We start from the raw sequence: 17,550 nt of genomic DNA on the forward strand, positions 1-17,550 counted from the left end.
GTCCTGGAACTCCGCGACGGCCACATCACCCCCACCGACTGACCCACGTCCCGGGGCCGCCGCGCGTCCGCCGCCGGCCGGCGCGGTGCAGCGCCGCCGCCCATCGCGGCGAACCGGCCTGGTACATCGCAGCGTTCAGGCACAGGATCACCGTGAGCCGTTGGACGCGGCGCCGCCATCCAACTCGGGTTCACGGTTGGTCAGCCGCGGACACTCCCCCAACGAACCGGGCCGCCATCTCGGTGCGTTCACCGAAGAACGGTCCGTGCACGGCCGCCTCTTTCACCGCCCCGCCCGGCTTCAGTCGATGCCCTGCTCGAGCGTCCCGGCCTCGGGGACACGCTCCGGGTCCTCACTCCGTACAGGTGGCAGATCACGCTAGGCGGGGAAGGTGAAGAGGCGGTACTGCGATACCTCGACGAAACCGAATCGCCGGTACAGCGGCTCGCCGGCCGGGCTCGCGGCGAGTGCGGCCAGCCCCATACCGCGATCTCGGCCCACACGGAGCGCCGCCGCCGTCAAGGCTGTGCCGATGCCGTGTCGTCGGTGCGTGTCCGCGACATGGACGAGGAAGATCCCGGCCACGTCGTGGGCTGCGATCACCACGGTCGTCCCGACGACACGGTCATGGAGAACCGCCGCCAGGCGGACGATGTCCGCGTCGTCCCGACGCTGCGACTCGATCCGCACGATGTCGGGTTCGAGGCTCGGTGCGACGCCCATGGAAGCGCTGTAAGTGCGTACCAGCTCTGCCAGCTGACCGTGATCGGTCGCCTCTTCGATCCGCAGGCCTGCCGGTGGCTCCATCGGATCGACCGACTGGTCGAGCGGTCTGACCATCACGGGGATCGTTGTGAACTCCCTCGCCCCACGCTCGGCGAGGGCGGACGACGTGCCTGCGGGGCTGTCCGGGCCGACCCACCACCACCAGGGCACTCCCGCGAGCCGGTCCCGCGCGATGGCGGTGGACTGCTCCACCGCATCCAGGGAGCGGACACGGACCACTCCGTTGAACTGTGGCTGAGCCAGCCCGCTGCGGAAGTACTCGAGATCGCCGTCAGTGCGGTCCGCCATGCCCCATCCGGTCAGGTATTGCCGGAAGTTGGCGGTCACGCAGGCCATGCTCCCGGGGTGCCACAGGTCTTGCGGGACCCTGCCCGGAGATGTGCCCGCCGCGAGCGGTTCGTCAGCTCTGCTTGATACGTCCGTCATGGGTGTTACCTCTGTCCGAAAGCCTCGGACCTGAACGGCCCGAGGGTATCTCGTGGCTTGTCCGGCCGGCTTCACATCAATGCCTTGCCGACCGCGTGATCCAGCCGTGGGGTCGTTGTCTCCGCGCCCGGCGTTGCCGGTAGCCACCGACGGTGCCGGCGGCTGCGCCGAGTGATTCGTGACCGCCAACGCCGCTCAGGCTCCGGCAGTGCGGTGCGCAACCTGTCCGGCACAGCCATTCATCGATCTTGCATGTCAGGGCACCACGATTCGGTAGTCCGAGACGGGCCGGTATCCGATGCGCTGGTAGACGCTGTTGCTCGTCGGGTTGGCGAGGTCGGTGAAGAGAAGTACGTGTTCCGCACCGGCGTCGCGTGCTGCTTGGGAAACGGCTGCGGTGACGGCGGAGGCGTAGCCCCGGCCGCGCTGTTCGGGCGGGGTGTAGACGGGGGTGAGGCGAGCCGTGCCGGCCACTACCGACGTCATGGCGGCCATGGCCACTGGTTCGTCCCCGACCGTCCACAACCGCCAGCCGCCCCGGCTCATCCGCTCGTCGATGAATGCGTCGAGATCCGCTCCGAGCGAGCCGGCTTCCGTGACGAAACGGGTGCACCACTCGCGGAGAAGAGCCAGGTCACCGCCCGTCGCCGTCCGCGGTGCCCCCGGCGGTGCGACGCCAGGGCGCACAAGCCGGCCAAGACGATAGAGGCGGAGATGCGGTCCGCTCTTCGGTGCGGAGCCGGTGGTCGTCCGCCACGCTTCGGAGAAGGCACGGACCGATGAGTCGTCGGCCAGGAGCTGTGCAAACGGCTGGGCTTGGGTGGCCAGGAGTCCGGCCAGGTGCGTTGCCGCGGCCTGGGAGAGACGGCTCGCGGTCAGCATGTGCGGTGGCATCCACACGAACGCGGCCGTCGTCGCTGTTTCATCCGCTTCCCGCCACCAGCCCAGCACCGTGGGCGGCTGTTTGCCCCCGGACCGCAGCTGCTCGATCGTGTCGAGTCCGGACAGCAGCATGGTGTGCAGGTCGGGACGTGCGGCGAGGAATGCCCCCGCCTCGGAACGAAACACTTCGGGCTTGTCCGTGATGAACCAGGTCACGAGATCGCACCTCCTGCTTGCCTGGCCTGCGGCAATGCGCGGAGCCGCGGGGAAACGGTTGGGGCCCGCCGGCCGCAGCAGACGCGACTGGCGGGCGGTAAGGGCGGCCGGCTCAGGGCAGGCTGAGTTCGTGCCTGATGAGCTCGGCGAGCGCGGAGGGCTGCGACAGGAAGGGCGAGTGCGAACTGTTCAGCCGCAGAGTCCTGTCGGCGCGCTTCGCGAAGAGTTCCTGGACGAAGGGCGGGATGGCGCCGTCTGCTTCGCAGATGATGTAGGTGCTCGGAATCGTCCGCCAGGCGACCGCGGTCAGCTTCTGGGTGGTGGCGGCGTAGGACTGGTAACCCAGGGCTGCCGCCGCCTTCTCGGCAACGCTCCTGTCCACGTCGCCGTAGAACACGTCGACCGGGTTCGCGACGGTCAGGAAGTCGCCGACGCCCTCCTGCCGGTGGAACTCCCACCAGAGTGCCGGGTCGCCGCCCGCGCTCGACAGCAGGGAGTCCCCGGCGTCGAGCTGGAACGCGGCGAGGTAGACGATGCTCTTGACGTTGGGCGCATCGGCGAGCGCCTGGGTGGTGGGGACGCCACCGTAGGAGTGCGCGACGACGACCACGGGCCCGCCGATCGCCTCGACCGCGGCCCTGATGGCTGCCGCGTCGGAGTACATGTCGCCCAGTGCCCTGGGATCGTCGCCACACGAGGTGAGGGCCACGGTGCGGACGTCGATGCCGGGCAGGGCATCGACGAGGAATTGCAGATGCTCGGGCTTGTGCCACGCTCCGGGCACCAGCAACAGCGACGGCAGGGTCATTCGAACCTCATAGGGCAGGTGATGCGTTGGGCATGATGTGCGGGCCCATCATGTAGGCCCTCACTGCGCAGCGTCCACGTGATAGATGTCACTAATGATCTATAAGTCTGGATCCAGGTCCGGCGCCTGTCCACCACCCGCACACGAGGCCAGGACCGACCCACCGGAAGAACCGGCGGCCCGTCACAAAAGCCCGCGGCGAGGCTGTTGGGCTTCAGGCAGGGCCCGCCCGGGCCGGGCTTGGGGGGCGCACTGCACGGTCCAGCGTCCGGAGCCCTTCCGCTCGGCGGCGTCGGCAACGCGGAGGCTCTCACCAACCGGCAGCTGCGGACGGCCGGATTCTGGGCACCCACGCACGGGCACTTTAGATTAAGCTCACCATCTAACACGTCACATCTACTGAAGAAGGAGGACGACCATGTCCACACAGAAGCCCGGGACAGCGCTCGTTACCGGCGCGACCGCAGGTCTGGGTGCCGCCTACGCCGAGGAGCTGGCGGCGCGGGGGCACGACCTGCTCCTCGTCGCTCGAGACCAGGCGCGGTTGGAGTCTTCCGCGGCGAACCTTGCGGAGCGTTTCGGCATCGGGGTTTCGGTGCTGAGCGCCGACCTGGCCACACCGAAGGGCATGCGCAGCGTGGAGGAGCGCCTGGCGGCCGACCTCTCGATCGACATGCTGGTGAACAACGCCGGCAGCGCCCTGTTCGGCCCCCTGTCTGCGGCGGACCCGGACCGGCTGGAGTGGCTGATCACGCTCAACCTGACCTCCGCCACCAGGCTTGCGGCTGCCGCCGCACGGGCGTTCTCCAGCCGGGACTCGGGCACGATCGTCAATGTGTCGTCCGCCCTCGCCCTCAACATCCTGCCGGTGGGTGCGGCGTACAGCGGGACCAAGGCATATGTGATCGCGTTCAGCCAGGCCCTGGCGCAGGAGTTCGCCGGTTCCGGTGTCCGGGTGCAGGTGGTGGTGCCGGGAGCACTGGAGACGGCGATCTGGGACGGCTCGGGCATCGAACTGGACCAGTTGCCCAAGGAGGCCGTCATGGCACCCCGCGACGCCGCGCGGGCCGCGCTCGCCGGTCTCGACGCCGGCGAGCTGGTCACGATCCCCTCGCTGCCGGAGTACGCCAGGTGGGAGGAGTACGAGAACGCCCGCCGGGAACTCGTCCCGGGCCTGTCCCTCACGCGCCCCGCCGGACGCTACGCCGGCTGACATCCGGGGCAAGCACGCTCTTCGCCAGGGCCGGGGGCCAACCGCCCCCGGCGCTGCCCCTTCGCCCCCTGCGCCTTGGGGTGGGAGCCGACATGACGGCCGGCTGTTCGCCGTACAGCACCTCGGCGAAGAGTCCTTCCGCTTCCCGACCCGGCGCGGTGGGACCCGGTCAACGAACTGCCACCACGCCCCATGGGGCCCGGTCTCGCCCCTCCGAGCGGGCAGCGTCGTGCGGAGGTCCGTGGGGTCCGGTGGCGGAGCCGGCGCCGTGGATGTCAGTGGTCCCTTGGAGACTGTCGTCCGTGATCCACCCAGATGATGTCGATTGGACGACCGGCCACCTGCCCGGTCAGGTATGTGGGGTCCCGGGCCATCTCGGGAACATGCTCTCACCGGAGCCCGCGGTACGGACCAAGGCGTTTGAGGAGTTCTGTGCGGAGGCCCACGACCAAGGAGCCGTCGACCCGTGCACCGCAGCGAGCTTGCCGTTCCTGTTCGACATGGTCGATGACCCGGCCACCCCCGAGCGGGCAAGGATCATCGGGCTGCTCCTCAGCATTGGGCACGAAGCTCAGGGCCGTGACGCTGAGGGCAGCTACTTCACGGTGAACGGAGTCGAGTCGACTGCTCACGTCGACATCACTGCCGAGATGACCGAGCGGGCGGATGCCTTCGTCCGTTACGCGGCGGACCCGGATCCGTTGGTGCGCCGCCCGGCGATAGAAGCCGTCGGCCTCTTCCTCGCCGACGGCGGGCGTGCCGCCCGCATCCTGGTCGAGCGCCTGCCGGCCGAGGACGGGATCGTGGAGCGGTTGCTGGTCGTCCGCACGCTCGCGCGTCTGGCCGTCCGGCTGCCGGAGACGAGGACGACCGTGGCAAGCTGGCTGGACGAGCTGATCGACGGCCCCGAACGGTCCCACACCGACGCCCCTGTCCGGCTCTCAGCCCTCACCCACCGGGCCCTGATCGACTCGGACCGGGACACCGCCGACCTCGCCCCTCGCGCGATCACCCTTCTGCGGGAAAGCACGGTGGCCCCGACCGCCGTGAAGCTGTGCGACGGATGCCGGGACTGCCAAGCGTCCTCGCACGTCCGCGGCCGCGATGTCGCCCCCACGATGCGCCCCGCTCATCTGGCCGTCGACTGGTTCGACCCCGACCACCTCTGGGAGGAACACTCCCCGGTCAGCAGCGTCCTGCGCACCCTGCACACCACCTTGGGCGACCGGATCGCGGATCGTACGGCCCTCCTCGTCGCGCAGTTGACCAGTCCCGACGCCGCCACCCGATACGACGCCATCGACATGGCGAAGGACCTCCCAGGCCCCCTGCCCCGTCTGGTGCTGACGTCTCTGCTCGACCTGCTCCCGGACGACTGGGCCGCGGCCCGCATCATCCAAGGCGGATTCAGCAAGAGGTGGGGCGGCCGCCTCAGGGTCGCACCCGAGGACACCGAACTCCTCCTCGACACCCTCTACGACCACATGGCCAACCTGAGCACCGCCTACGGTCCGGACGTCTGGGCAACCGACAACGCCCTCATCCGCAAGGCCTACCAAGAGGCGGTCATGACCCTGGCCGACCATCGCGACCCCCGTGCCATCCCCGATCTGATCCGCTCCCTCGAAACCCGTGTCGACGACTGGCGGGTCCTCTACGGCGTCGGCGGCTACCCACAGGCCGCGGACCGGCTCGTCCCCCTCCTCGCCAACGGCCTGCGACTCATCGATCCCGACCACCCGCACGCGCCCATCCCCGCCGGCCTGTACCTGTCGTGCCTGGCCGAGTTGAAGGACCCCATCGCCATACCCGTGATCACGGACACGCTCAAGTGGGCCGTCCAGCACCAAAGCTGGGCCGTGGTGACCAGCGCCCTCGACGCCCTCGCCACCTTCGGACGCGACGCGCAACCCGCCCACACCATCGTCCGCCCCTTGACCAACGCCCCTGACGACGCGGTGCGCGCCGCGGCCCGAGCCACGCTCGACGCACTGACCGACCGACAAGCACCCCGCCCCGCCCGGTCGAAGCCCACGCAGGAACCGCCCTGCTGAACCTGCTCGACGCGACTCGCCGTGTCACTGAGGTCGTAGGAGTGGAGTCGTTGGGGTGAGGCCGGTTTCGGTGAGGCCGCCGTCGATGAGGTCGCTGCGGTACTGGATCTTTCGGAGGCCTCGGCGGAGTGCGCGGATGAGGTGGTCGGGGTCGGTGGAAGCGGTGTTGGCCTGGCAGCTGCGTCGCGGCACTGACCAGATGCCCCCGGCCGGGTTCAGGTCGGGTGCGCAGGGCGGCAGGTAGTGGGCGGTGAGCCAGTCCTGGCTGTTGATGAAGGCGCGCATCCAGGCGTCCTTGTGCACGTTCAGGTGTCACCACGTCAGCCGTCCACTGGGCTGCACGCACTGCCGGCCGCGGGGCGGCCAGGCGGGCGGCGACGGAACCACGTCACGGCCGGGAACAGCCGGGGAGGGGGTCATCCACTCGCCACCAGTGGCGATGACGGCCAAGCGCGGGCCCGCCGGGTCAGGCGCGGCGGGACAGACCACGCGCTCAGGACGCCGTGCCGCGGGGCGTCAAGCGGTTCAGGACACTGGGGTGGCGTGCACGTCAGCCGGTTGCCGGCTCGCCACTGTCGGCGGCCCTCGCCACCGCTGCATGTGCCGCCTGCAGGATCTGCTCCGACAAGGGCGTGCCTGCGGTGGCACGGGCAAGAAGTATGCCGCCGACGAGCGTGGCATAGGCGGCCAGGCCGGCGTCACCAGGCGCGATCCACCCCGCGAGTTCCTGGACGCCCCTGGCGTAGGTGTCCCTGTGCTCGGGCTCACGCGCGATGTCGCCCGCGAAACCGGCTGCGGGACAACCGGTGCCAGCGTTGTCGCGATGCTCGACAGAGAAGTAGGACTCGAGCAGCGACTGCCACGCCGCCTGATGCCCCCCAGCCTCGTGGTCCAGGGTCACCAGGTCTTGCAGGTTGTCGGCGAACGCCTTGGCGGTCGCCTCGTCGACCAGCGCGGCTTTGGAGGCAAACTGCTTGTAGAAGCCGCCTTGAGTGAGCCCGATCGTCTTCATCACATCCGCGATGCCGACCTTGGCGACACCGTCCTCACGGAACAGCCGAGAAGCCGCGGCCACCGTTCGTTCCCGGTTGGCCTTCGCTTCCGCTTGCGATACGCGACTCATGTACCACCCTCCGTAATACCGACTGGTCATCTGCCCCGCCGCAGGCTGTGACGACGACCAGCGGGCTGACACCCCGACCCTAAGATTATGCCTGCTGTCTATCGCCTGCCACAGTCGCCCGTCGGCCACAATCCCGCCGGACGGCGGCATGCATGTAAGATGGTGACTACAATCCAACATCCGCGTTGCCACCCTGGGCGACCGAGGTGGGCACCCACCCGCTCAAGCACCCTTGCGTCACGGCAACCGGAAGGCGAGGAAGACGGCGACAAACGCGGAGCCCTGGAGGCATCCCGCGGCCACTACGGCGAACAGCCCTCACCCGCGGGTCGCTCCGCCATCGTGCCCACACGAAGGGGACTTCGTCACCGGAGGCACGGGCGAAGCGACGTTCTCACCGTAGCCGCCGGGGACGGTCTGCCGCGCCATGCGTTCCGGCCCGCACGACACCGGAGGCTGTGGCCCGCAGGGGCCGTCGAGGGTCCTTCCCGTCGCCGTCAGCGGACGGCCGACCCGAGTCGCATGCGGAACCGCCATGGCCACATCGGCCCTCAAGGCCGCGCGACCCAACCCGTCACCCAAACCTCAGCAGACCCTGGCGTCATCCAATTGCGCTTCAAACTCCCGGTACTGCAGCGTGAATGGGTGCCACGTCGCACCTGCTGCGCCGGGCCGGACGAGAGAGAACCGGCTCGCTTGACGCGCCGAACCGCACGTCGCACAGTTGAATCGCATATCGGTAAACCACTTCCATCATACGGAAAAGCAAAGGACGGCGGAACTGTGATCCAGCCAGAGCCGCACGTGTACCGAAGGCGTCACAGCACCGGCGTGGCCGGACGATCACCGGTTTAACCGCCGCCCCGCCAAAAGGACCGTGCGCCGGGGCGCACCGCCGGCCCACTCATTGGGCCACAACTCACCCCCTCCACGCCGCGATGGCACGAAAGCCGCGCCATGTTGATACGACGCAGCCCTTCCTGGAAGATCAGGTCACTCCCCCGACTCGTGATGCACATCTCCCCGCGCGTTCCCGTCACCAAGCGCGCGGCCGACGACGGGACCCGTTCGCTCCCGGCATCCGGCCCCGAAGTCCCCCAGCGGCCGAAAGCCCATGGCCGCGGCACCGGGCCCTTGGGCATGCGCGGCCACGCAGTGCCTCCGCTCCTGCTGATCGCGGCCATCACCTCGGGTGCGTCGTTCGCCCCCCTTGCGGTTCACCTGTCCCCACTGCTCGTGGCGGCCCCCACGTGCACGGGAACGTTCGCACGAACACGCTTCACGGCCGTCGTCGCGCTCATGGCGGCCGCGGCAGTGCTCCTCGTGGACCGCCACGACGGCCTGCTCCACTCACCACTGCTGCCCATTCACATCGGGGCGGTGCTCATGGTCTCCGCGTTCGTCATCGCCTCCCGGGCCCTGCATGACCGCGACTTGCGGGAACTGGCCCAGGTACGTGCCGTGTCCGAAGCAGCGCAACGAGTGCTGCTACGGCCGATCCCCCCGGAGCTGGGCCCCTTCCACGTCGCCTCGATGTACCGCGCCGCAACGGCACACGCGCTGGTGGGCGGTGATCTGTACGCCGCCGCCCGCACCGGCCACGCCACACGCGTCCTCATCGGAGACGTCCGCGGAAAAGGCCTTCCGGCCATCGACGACGCCTCCGCCGTCCTGGGCGCATTCCGTGAGGCAGCCCAGCAGCACCGCACACTCCCGGAACTTGCGGCCTCCTTGGAACGCAGCGTCCGCAGGCACCTGGGCGAGCTGACCCGTATCGCCCCCGACAGCAGCGAGCGGTTCATCACCGCGCTGCTGATCGAACTCCCCGACGACGAAGACGTTGCCAGAGTGGTCAGCTGCGGGCACCCGCCGCCTCTGCTGCGCCAGGGCGACCAGGTCACCTTGCTGCCCGTGACCCGGCCCGCCCCGCCGCTGGGGCTTGCAGCAGACACGCCCAACGCCTTCTGCCTCGACACTGTCGCCTTCGGTCCCGGAGACACCCTGCTTCTCTACACCGACGGCCTGGCCGAGGCCCGCGACTCCGGCGGCGAGTTCTTCCCCGTCCTCGACCGTGCCGATACCTGGACGTGGGACTGCCCCAGCCGCCTCGTACAGCACGTCAGCCTCGATGTGGACCGACACGCGGGCAGGAACCTCCAGGACGACCTGGCCCTTGTCGCTGTCCATCATCCAACGCATCCCGTCCACGCCGGACAGGCGCCACCGTGAACGTCCACAGCCCGAAGACCCGTACGCCGCGCAAAGACCCCGACCCTTGCGCCACAAGCATGCGCACCGTCTCGCAGGCACTGCGCACCACATCAGAAGGGACGGTGACGAGGATGGCCGCACCCAGACTCCTCCTGCTCCGGCACCCGAGCGCACTGCTCGCCGTCTATCTCGCCGCGACCTGCGCACTGCAACTGGATTCCTCTGCAGTGGGCTTGGTCCGCTGGTCGGACTACTCGGTCCTGGCACCGCTGATGGCGGCAGCCCTGCTACCCCTCAGGCACACCTTGATCGTCGGAGCTTCCACGCTGGCAGCCAGTGTGGCCATCTACGGTTTCGCGATTCCAGGCGTGTCGGAGGGAGGCCGGACGGTTGTCATCTCCGCAGCCCTCCTGTCCCTGGGCATGAGTCTGGTCATCTGCCGAGTCCGGCTCCGCGAGAAAGCCGGGTGCGTCTTCGCTGTACGCCCCGGAGGCGGTGTGGAGACGGGCCGCGTCGTCTCCGCACCACGTCAGGCCGCCGGCGATCCATGCGCCTCCCTGCCGGCGGGTGGACTGCCGCCCGGGCGCTTGCCGCAACCCGCCGCCGTGGAGCTCGCATACTGTCGGGCTGATGACAGAAGGCCACCGCAGGGTCATTGGCTGGACGCGATCCCACTGTCCGGAGCCCGGGTGGCTCTGGTCGCCGGCAGCGTGGCCGAGGACGGAGACCCAGCCCCCACCCTGGTCCCCGAACTTCGCGCCGCGGTACGGACGCTGGCGGACATCGACGTGCAACCGGACGAGGTGCTCACCCATCTCCACGACGTCATACGTCGGTTGCGGCCGGACGAGAGTGCCCGTGACGTGACGGCGAGCTGCCTGTACGCCGTCTACGACCCCGTCACCGCAGAGTGCACCCTCGCTTGCGCCGGGCATCCTGCGCCCTCCGTCATCGTCCCCGATGGTGTGATCACTGCCGTCGACCTTCCTGCTGGAGTACCGCTCGGTCGCACCCGAGCGAAGGTCGGGACCGCCGAAATCCGGCTCCGGAAAGGCAGCGTGCTCCTGCTGCACACGCACTCCGTCGAGCCACCCGACTCCGAGACGAAGACCGATGGGCTCAAGGTGCCCGAACGCATCGTCGAGCCGGAGTCCTCGCTCACAGACACCTGTCGTACTGCTTTGGAGGCCCTTGTGGCAGCGGGAGCGCCACGCCAGTTGCGCGTGCTCGCCGCCCGTACCCGCACGCTCGACGGCACCACCGTGGCAACCTGGAACCTCCCGGCCGACCCGGCGGCCGTCTCCGCCGCACGAAAACATGTCACGGCCAAAATGAGGACATGGGGATTGGACGGGGCCACCCCCACCACTGTCCTCATCGCCAGCGAGCTGGTCACCAACGCCATCCGCCATGCCCAGCCACCGGTACGTCTCCGCCTGATCCGCTGCGCCACAGGCCTGACCTGCGAGGTCACCGACGGCAGCACCACATCCCCGCACCTTCGACGCGCCCGCACCTTCGACGAAAGCGGCCGGGGACTGTTCATCGTTGCCCAGCTCACCCAGCGCTGGGGAACCCGCCATCACCCGCAAGGCAAGACCATCTGGGCCGAGCATTCCTACCAGGCTGACGAACCCGTAGGGGAGGAAGAGCAGGCCCTGCAGGCCGAGCTCGCGTAATGACCCCCACCCACGCAACACCCTCAGACGGGCCCGCCGGGACCCCGGGGACCGGACAGACGGGTCCGGCCCCCTGGCCCCGACACCGTTCCGGTCCTGAGGGGCGAACCTCGTCAGCCGGGCAGGATGTTGTGGTTGACCCGGAACATGTTGGTCGGGTCGTACGCCTTCTTCGCAGCCGTCAGACGCCGGTAGCGCTCCGCGCCGTAGACCTCGCTCAACCGCTCGGGGTCGGTGGCCTCTTCGACGGAGAGGAAGTTGACCATCCTGCGCCTGTCCGCCCAGGGCTCCATCGCGTTCATCACCTCTTCGAGTTTGCCGCTCAGGAACTCGGCCCGGTCCGGGGCGCCCACGCCGAATCCGAAGAGGACGAAGGGAAGCCCTCGGCTGGAGACGGCGTTGGGTACCGCGGGCTCACGGTCGAGCGCACCGCCGAGCATGCGGATCTCGACGCTCACCAGCGGGGAGTCCGACCCGGGGCCGAGCAGTTCGACCAGCTTGTCGGCCGCCTCGGCGGGGAACGCGCGCAACATCGTCGTGCGGTCGTAGTACGGCATCGGCCCCGGCGGGTCCATGTGGATGGCGCCCATGGCGGTGTAGGGCATCTCACCCACCGTGTCGATGAGCGCCGGGGCGGCCGCGCGCAGGGGTGCGACCAACCGCTCGCCCTCGGCCACCGGACCGAGGAAGGCGAACCGCACGTGCACCACGAACGCCCCCCTCAGCGGCTCCGGCAACTCCGGCAGCGGAGGGAGCCGTTGCACGGCCACCGAGGAGGACATCTCCTCCGGCACGTCCGACTGCCAGGTGCGCCAGGTGTGCAGCACATCGGCGAGTCGTTCGCCGGGGAAGTAGATGCCGCCGCCGTAGAAACGGGTCAGCGGGAACAGGTCGAACTCCAAGGCGGTGACGACGCCGAAGTTGCCCTTGCCTCCGAGCAGGGACCAGAAGAGTTCGGGATCACTGTGCGCCGTGACATGTCGCAACTGGCCGTCGGCGGTCACCACCTCCAGCGAGTGGACGTGGTCCGCCGCGTATCCCCGGCTCCGGCCGAAGACCGGACTGAGTCCACCCCCGAGGGTGTAGCCGGCCACGCCCACCAGCGGAGCCGAGCCGCTCATCGGGGCCAGGCCGAGGTCGGCGGCCCGGTCGATCACCTCCTGCCAGATCACTCCGGCCTCGACCCGTGCGCTTCGCCGGCCGGCGTCGACAGCGATGCCCTTCATGCGCCGGGTATTGATCAGAACCCCGCCCCGGGCAGGGTGGACCTGTTGGTGCCCCGTGGTCTTCACCGTCACAGACCGGCCCTGGCGGGCCGCGAAGCGGATCGCCGCCTGTACGTCGGCCGCGTTGGCGGCACCGACCACGAGCGCGGGCTCCAGGGGGACGTTCAGGTTGTAGATCTGGCACTCGGCGTCGTAACCCTCGTCGCCGGGCAGCAGAACCGGACCGCTCACCAGCGATGCGAGTTCGGCCGCCTCCGCCGACGAGACCCGCGCGAACGGAGCGTCAAAAGTCATGGGATCCCTTGTGAAATGGTGCCGCAAGGTGAGCGGGCAACTGCCCGCGGGGTCATCCCGCGCGTGCGGACCGGAGCTGCACGGGGGCGAGGAGGGGACCAGGTTCCTGGCGGCGGACAACACTTTTACATTATATATAGCATCTAAGTTGCCTTGATGCAGGCACCGAGGACCCGGCCCTCCGCACCTGGCCCGACCGGCCCGTCGGCCGGGCCCCGCCTCGCCGGGTGTGCGTGCGACGCCCGTCCACCACTTCAGCAGGGCGGACCGGAGACGGGGCACTCGGACAGCGGCTGATCAGGCGTCGGCGCGCAGCGGCTGCAGGGCCTTCGACCAGCTGACGACCTGGTCGAGCATGGCCTCCACGGTCGGCTGGTGGTGCGGGCCCGGCTTGAAGACGCTGTAGTTCTCGAAGTCGGCCAGGAGGGACAGCGCGACCTGCGCACGCACCGTGGCGATCTGCAGCTCGCTCGCGATGAGGCGGAGGTGCTCCACCGCGCGGGTGCCACCGCCGGAGCCGTAGCCCACAAAGCCCGCGGCCTTGTTGTTCCACTCCGCGTACAGGTAGTCGAGCGCGTTCTTCAGGGCGCCCGTGGTGGAGTGGTTGTACTCGGGGGTGATGAACACGAAGCCGTCGAACTCGGCGATCCTCGACGCCCACGCCCTGGTGTGGTCGTTCTGGTACTGCCCGAACGACGGGGGCAGCGCCTCGTCGAGGAGCGGCAGCGGATGGTCCGCCAGGTCCACGAGCTCGAACTCCGCATCGGAACGCTGCTTGGCGATACCGAGAACCCAGTCCGCCACGGCGGCTCCGTTGCGCCCTGGGCGGGTACTTCCGAGGATGATCGCGATCTTGGTCATGTCGTGCCTTTCGTCGGTACGGCGCACGTCAGGCACGGAAGTTGTGCCCGGCACCGGGATGTGACGCGCGTCGCAAGCCCCGGCGGTTCCGGTGTGGAGTCCACCGAGAGGGTTACCGGGAGCCGGGTGAACCTGCTCCCCACCGAGGGGAGCGCACCTCACGGGGCATCCCCCTCGTCGCGTAGCTCGCAGGCTCGGCGCCAACGACGTCGTCGGCGGGGACAGTAGGGCGAAGCAATCGAGAAGGGCAACCGGGGTGAAATGCCCGATGTATCCAGCGATGGGCGCAAGTTGCGGGCCGGCGCACTGCGAAAGTCAGGCGCCGGTGAGCCGCCCGTCGGTCGCCTTCATCCGCCGTATTCGCCCTCCGCCGGGGGTGCGTGGTGTCAGCAGCACGTCATACGGCTGGGGCGCCGGCACTCAGGCGGCCGACTCCTCGAGGCCAGGCCCCACCCGGATCCTTGCAGGGCAAGGCAAGCCGGCAGACGGATCCGTGCACACCAAGGCAAGACGATGACCAGCGTGCCGCTTACCTTGGCAACACCGAAGATCGTGCGCTCTGGTCACCCGACGACAATTCCGAAACGCGTTGTGTTCGCGCACGAGATGGCAGGCGGGTGGCCGGGTCGCGCTGGGTCGTCATCGACGCCCCACCGCTCGACCGGCGTGTTCAGCGCCTCGTCTCGTACCTGGTCAGGACCACGCCGCCGGGAAACGTCCGTGTCTCCAACAGGTTCAGGTTCGCCCAGCTGTCCAGCGCGGTGAAGAACGGTGTGCCGCTGCCCACCAGGACCGGATGGGTGACGATCGCGTACTCGTCGATCAGCCCGGCCCGCATCGCCGCCCCGGCGAGCGCTGCGCCACCGACCCTCATCGGCCCACCGTCCTCGGTCTTGAGCCGAGTGATCTCCGCGACCGCGTCGCCGGTGACCAGGCGAGTGTTCCAGTCGACCTTGTCGACCGTCGAGGAGAACACCACCTTCGGCGTGTCCCGCCAGTTCCGCGCGAACTCGATCTGCGCTGGGGTTGCGCCCGGCTGCTGGTCGCCGGTCGGCCAGTAGCCGCTCATGGTCTCCCACAGCCTCCGCCCGTACAGCAACAGGCTGACCGCCCGCTCCTGGTCGAGCCACCACTGGAACAGCTCGTCGCTCGGCGCGCTCCAACTGAGGTCGTCGCCGGGCGCGGCGACATAGCCGTCCAGGGACAGGTTCATGCCGTAGAGCAGTCTCCGCATGGCGCCAGCCTTCCGTCAGTCGGTCTCGGAAGTCTAGACGCGCCTTGACCCCGAATCCTGGACACGGGTCATGCGGCCGGTGTGAGCGTAGTTGGTGCCTCGCACACCCCGATGTAGGCCGTGGGCCCCGGCGACGGTCAGGGCGATCCGGGCTTCAAGCGGGGCCGTGCTGTTGCCGGGGGAAGTCCGTTCAGTCTGCCGCTTGTCCCGATCGCCACTCGCGGGGGCTCATGCCGTACGCCGCTTTGAACACACGACTGAAATGGGGTGCGCTGGCGAACCCCCACCGGTGCGCGATCGCCTCGATCGTCATGAATCGATGCACGGGCGATGCCAGTTCCCTCTTGCACTCTTCGAGGCGCTGAGTCCTTATCCAGTCCCCCAGTGCGATTCCCGCCCGGGACAGGGTCAGGTAGAGCTGACGTACGGAAACGTGATGCTCGGCGGCGATACGTGCGGCAGTCAGGTCGGATTCCGCCAGATGGAGACGGACGTATTCCTTGACGCGCTGAAGAAGTGTGCTGTGCAGGGGCCCTCTGGCCAGGTCGTCACGGTCGAGGCTCGTAGTGGCCACCGCCCTGATCAGGTCGACGCAGGGCTGCGCGAGCAAGGCGGCCTCAGCCTCGCCGACAGCGACCTGGTCACGGGCCAACCGAGCGAAGAACGCTGCTGCGGCACCTACGAGCGGGCGCTCCGAGCCGATTCGCGCACCTGCGACCTGACCGAGCAGGGACGATCGGAGCCCCAGGATGTGCGTGGGAACGCGAACGACGACCGCACGCACGGTGCCGCCGAAGAATATCTCATAGGGCTTCGCATTCTCGATCACCGTGAGCTCGCCCGCCCGGATCACTCCCTGCTTGCCTCCCTGCCCCAACCGGGTGACCCCCGTTTGCTGTAGAACGACGAAGACATGCGGCACCATGTCCTCTTTCACAGAAACGGTTGCCCGCCGGAGGCCGGCCACGTTCCAGTCGATTCCCGAGACTTCCACCGCACCGACCGTGTTGATGTTCGCAACTGCCCTCAGGCGCATCGGGTCCGAAGGAAGGTCCACCTCTATTCTGCCGTTCACCGACCGCGAGAGTTCACGGATGGCATCCACGCGATCACCGGGAGCCAGCGAATTCACGTCAAACCGGATTGCCATGCGAGCTCTCTCCCAAACCGACCGCGGACAGGCGTTGCCAGGTAGGTCTCCCACGGTACAGCGGCCAGTGGCCTACGCCGCGATGTGCGTCATATCGTGCACGCTTGAATTCGCGTGGCCTTGCTGTATGCCTGCGGACAGGGAGGACCGGATGGGCCCCAGCGATGAGTGCCGCGGATCGCCGGTCAGAAGGGAGGTTGCCAGTCACTCCGATGCGCCTTGTAGCCGGGCGGGGGCCAACATTCCGCTTGCCCTGGATAAGGCCATTGGCGGCCCACCCATTCACACTCCGGGATCGCACCTTCCCAGTCGTCGGTGCACCGCTCGGCCCAGGTCCGGCCCACCATGACCGGCCGGGTCACCGTGCCCCGGGCGACGTCCTGTACCCGCACCACCAGACCGAGCCCGTTGACTCCCGTGTTCCCCCGCGGACCGTAGGACAGATCCAGGACCCCGCACCGGTCGGCGTGCAGGGGGAACCGTTCCACATCGGCGGGGGCGCAAGCGGTCAACTCCCGGCCCCAGAGCGTCACCTGGGGCCCGCGGACCGCGTCGACCGCGACGCAGAACAACCGGCCGTCGATGAAGTAGGCGTACACGGCGGGTTCGGCACACGCGTTGCCGAACTCCACGCCAAGCGTTCCCGGAAACGAGGGGGCAGCCTGGAACCGACGCAGCTCGGCCATGCCCGGCAGCACCGCGGCGACCTCCGCCACAGGCATGCCGAAACACAGCGGCCCGACGCCCTCCAGAGGCATCAGCTCCCAGTCCAACCGCGCCGGCCCCTTCGCGGCGCTCCGAAGCTCCGCTGCCACCATCGCTCCAAACGTCCCCGCCCGCACACCGACCGCCCCGACCTCAGGCGTCCGGCATCACCCTGGCATTACACCAAACCTCAGATCGCCCAAAGGACTCCGGTCAGAAGGCCGAAGCCGGCCAAGGCCACCCAGGAGCCGGCCACCGACCGTTGCAAGCGCCGCATCCCGTTCCGGAGCCCCAACGGATCCCGCACGTACGGCGAACCGGCCATCGACCGCGTACTGCAGATCCGCGAACTCCTCGAAGTCGGTTTGACGACGGACGTGATCCGCGAGGTCCTGCCCCGTTTCGAGTCCGCCGAAGGCGATGCGCACGCCCGGGAGTGCCCGGACGCAAAGGACCTGGACGGTCTGCGACGTCAACTCACCAGCTTGGTCGCGGAGTGACAGCGGCGGCACTCACGCGGCCGAGCGCTCACCTGCCGGCAGGCGCTATCGGTGCGGCGCGAGGCTGACGCTGCCGGCGAGGCGGAGGCGGGCTGGAGGACACCGCGACGGACGGATTCGCCAGTGGCGGGGCTCCGGTCCCGTCGACCGTGGTCCTGGCATCGGAGCCCCTCGCGTCATGG

At 68.9% G+C, this 17,550-nt stretch carries 13 protein-coding genes and 1 pseudogene; 4 read left to right on the forward strand and 10 right to left on the reverse strand.

Going from position 1 to position 17,550, the window contains the following annotated elements; translation table 11 throughout:
• Window positions 1–378 precede the first annotated feature (378 nt).
• The 3 genes from ACFYYN_RS40140 to ACFYYN_RS40150 all read right to left on the reverse strand — a co-directional run bounded on the left by ACFYYN_RS40140 (window position 379) and on the right by ACFYYN_RS40150 (window position 3,118).
• Window positions 379–1,122: a GNAT family N-acetyltransferase gene (locus ACFYYN_RS40140; protein WP_500549734.1), complete on the reverse strand. Its 744-nt coding sequence runs from the start codon at window positions 1,120–1,122 to the stop codon at window positions 379–381.
• A 345-nt stretch (window positions 1,123–1,467) separates the two neighbouring features.
• A complete protein-coding gene (locus ACFYYN_RS40145) occupies window positions 1,468–2,310 on the reverse strand; it encodes a GNAT family N-acetyltransferase (protein ID WP_500549735.1) in 843 nt (280 codons plus the stop codon).
• Between the two features lie 112 nt (window positions 2,311–2,422).
• On the reverse strand, window positions 2,423–3,118 hold the full coding sequence (locus ACFYYN_RS40150; RefSeq protein ID WP_500549736.1) for an alpha/beta hydrolase: 696 nt from the start codon (window positions 3,116–3,118) through the stop codon (window positions 2,423–2,425).
• Between the two features lie 418 nt (window positions 3,119–3,536).
• On the opposite strand from ACFYYN_RS40150, the gene ACFYYN_RS40155 reads away from it, so the two are divergent.
• Both ACFYYN_RS40155 and ACFYYN_RS40160 read left to right on the forward strand, forming a co-directional pair.
• Window positions 3,537–4,331 carry an SDR family NAD(P)-dependent oxidoreductase gene (locus tag ACFYYN_RS40155; RefSeq protein ID WP_500549737.1) on the forward strand — a complete coding sequence of 265 codons (795 nt, stop codon included), beginning with the start codon at window positions 3,537–3,539 and terminating at the stop codon, window positions 4,329–4,331.
• Between the two features lie 383 nt (window positions 4,332–4,714).
• A complete protein-coding gene (locus ACFYYN_RS40160; protein WP_500549738.1) occupies window positions 4,715–6,385 on the forward strand; it encodes a HEAT repeat domain-containing protein in 1,671 nt (556 codons plus the stop codon).
• 24 nt (window positions 6,386–6,409) lie between these two features.
• Here the strand turns inward: ACFYYN_RS40160 and ACFYYN_RS40165 are convergent.
• Window positions 6,410–6,697 (reverse strand): annotated as a pseudogene (locus tag ACFYYN_RS40165) (transposase); the annotation flags it as partial.
• 238 nt (window positions 6,698–6,935) lie between these two features.
• Complete coding sequence (locus tag ACFYYN_RS40170; protein WP_500549739.1) at window positions 6,936–7,508, reverse strand: TetR/AcrR family transcriptional regulator; 573 nt, start codon at window positions 7,506–7,508, stop codon at window positions 6,936–6,938.
• A 1,299-nt stretch (window positions 7,509–8,807) separates the two neighbouring features.
• On the opposite strand from ACFYYN_RS40170, the gene ACFYYN_RS40175 reads away from it, so the two are divergent.
• Window positions 8,808–9,737 (forward strand): PP2C family protein-serine/threonine phosphatase, encoded by a 930-nt coding sequence (locus ACFYYN_RS40175; protein WP_500549740.1) that lies wholly within the window; start codon window positions 8,808–8,810, stop codon window positions 9,735–9,737.
• 113 nt (window positions 9,738–9,850) lie between these two features.
• Window positions 9,851–11,398, forward strand: a complete 1,548-nt coding sequence (locus ACFYYN_RS40180; protein WP_500549741.1) for a SpoIIE family protein phosphatase — start codon at window positions 9,851–9,853, stop codon at window positions 11,396–11,398.
• Window positions 11,399–11,511: 113 nt separating this feature from the next.
• On the opposite strand, the gene ACFYYN_RS40185 is transcribed toward ACFYYN_RS40180, so the two are convergent.
• From ACFYYN_RS40185 to ACFYYN_RS40205, 5 genes are all read right to left on the reverse strand, one after another.
• Window positions 11,512–12,918 (reverse strand): FAD-binding oxidoreductase, encoded by a 1,407-nt coding sequence (locus ACFYYN_RS40185; protein ID WP_500549742.1) that lies wholly within the window; start codon window positions 12,916–12,918, stop codon window positions 11,512–11,514.
• A 297-nt stretch (window positions 12,919–13,215) separates the two neighbouring features.
• Window positions 13,216–13,779, reverse strand: coding sequence for an NADPH-dependent FMN reductase (locus ACFYYN_RS40190; RefSeq protein WP_500549791.1), 564 nt, complete (start codon window positions 13,777–13,779; stop codon window positions 13,216–13,218).
• Between the two features lie 670 nt (window positions 13,780–14,449).
• On the reverse strand, window positions 14,450–15,013 hold the full coding sequence (locus ACFYYN_RS40195) for a dihydrofolate reductase family protein (RefSeq protein ID WP_500549743.1): 564 nt from the start codon (window positions 15,011–15,013) through the stop codon (window positions 14,450–14,452).
• Window positions 15,014–15,203: 190 nt separating this feature from the next.
• Window positions 15,204–16,163, reverse strand: coding sequence for a helix-turn-helix domain-containing protein (locus ACFYYN_RS40200; protein ID WP_500549744.1), 960 nt, complete (start codon window positions 16,161–16,163; stop codon window positions 15,204–15,206).
• A 185-nt stretch (window positions 16,164–16,348) separates the two neighbouring features.
• Window positions 16,349–16,936, reverse strand: a complete 588-nt coding sequence (locus ACFYYN_RS40205) for a hypothetical protein (RefSeq protein WP_500549745.1) — start codon at window positions 16,934–16,936, stop codon at window positions 16,349–16,351.
• Between the last annotated feature and the right edge of the window lie 614 nt (window positions 16,937–17,550).

The sequence above is a fragment of the Streptomyces sp. NPDC001902 genome, assembly GCF_042891295.1.
Lineage (GTDB): Bacteria > Actinomycetota > Actinomycetes > Streptomycetales > Streptomycetaceae > Actinacidiphila.

Excerpts from the sequence above, each read along its gene's own strand:
- ACFYYN_RS40140 (WP_500549734.1), bottom strand. The coding sequence starts at position 1,122 with ATGGCCTGCGTGACCGCCAACTTCCGGCAATACCTGACCGGATGGGGC.
- ACFYYN_RS40150 (WP_500549736.1), bottom strand. The coding sequence starts at position 3,118 with ATGACCCTGCCGTCGCTGTTGCTGGTGCCCGGAGCGTGGCACAAGCCC.
- ACFYYN_RS40155 (WP_500549737.1), top strand. The coding sequence starts at position 3,537 with ATGTCCACACAGAAGCCCGGGACAGCGCTCGTTACCGGCGCGACCGCA.
- ACFYYN_RS40160 (WP_500549738.1), top strand. The coding sequence starts at position 4,715 with ATGCTCTCACCGGAGCCCGCGGTACGGACCAAGGCGTTTGAGGAGTTC.
- ACFYYN_RS40170 (WP_500549739.1), bottom strand. The coding sequence starts at position 7,508 with ATGAGTCGCGTATCGCAAGCGGAAGCGAAGGCCAACCGGGAACGAACG.
- ACFYYN_RS40175 (WP_500549740.1), top strand. The coding sequence starts at position 8,808 with ATGGCGGCCGCGGCAGTGCTCCTCGTGGACCGCCACGACGGCCTGCTC.
- ACFYYN_RS40180 (WP_500549741.1), top strand. The coding sequence starts at position 9,851 with ATGGCCGCACCCAGACTCCTCCTGCTCCGGCACCCGAGCGCACTGCTC.
- ACFYYN_RS40185 (WP_500549742.1), bottom strand. The coding sequence starts at position 12,918 with ATGACTTTTGACGCTCCGTTCGCGCGGGTCTCGTCGGCGGAGGCGGCC.
- ACFYYN_RS40190 (WP_500549791.1), bottom strand. The coding sequence starts at position 13,779 with ATGACCAAGATCGCGATCATCCTCGGAAGTACCCGCCCAGGGCGCAAC.
- ACFYYN_RS40195 (WP_500549743.1), bottom strand. The coding sequence starts at position 15,013 with ATGCGGAGACTGCTCTACGGCATGAACCTGTCCCTGGACGGCTATGTC.
- ACFYYN_RS40200 (WP_500549744.1), bottom strand. The coding sequence starts at position 16,163 with ATGGCAATCCGGTTTGACGTGAATTCGCTGGCTCCCGGTGATCGCGTG.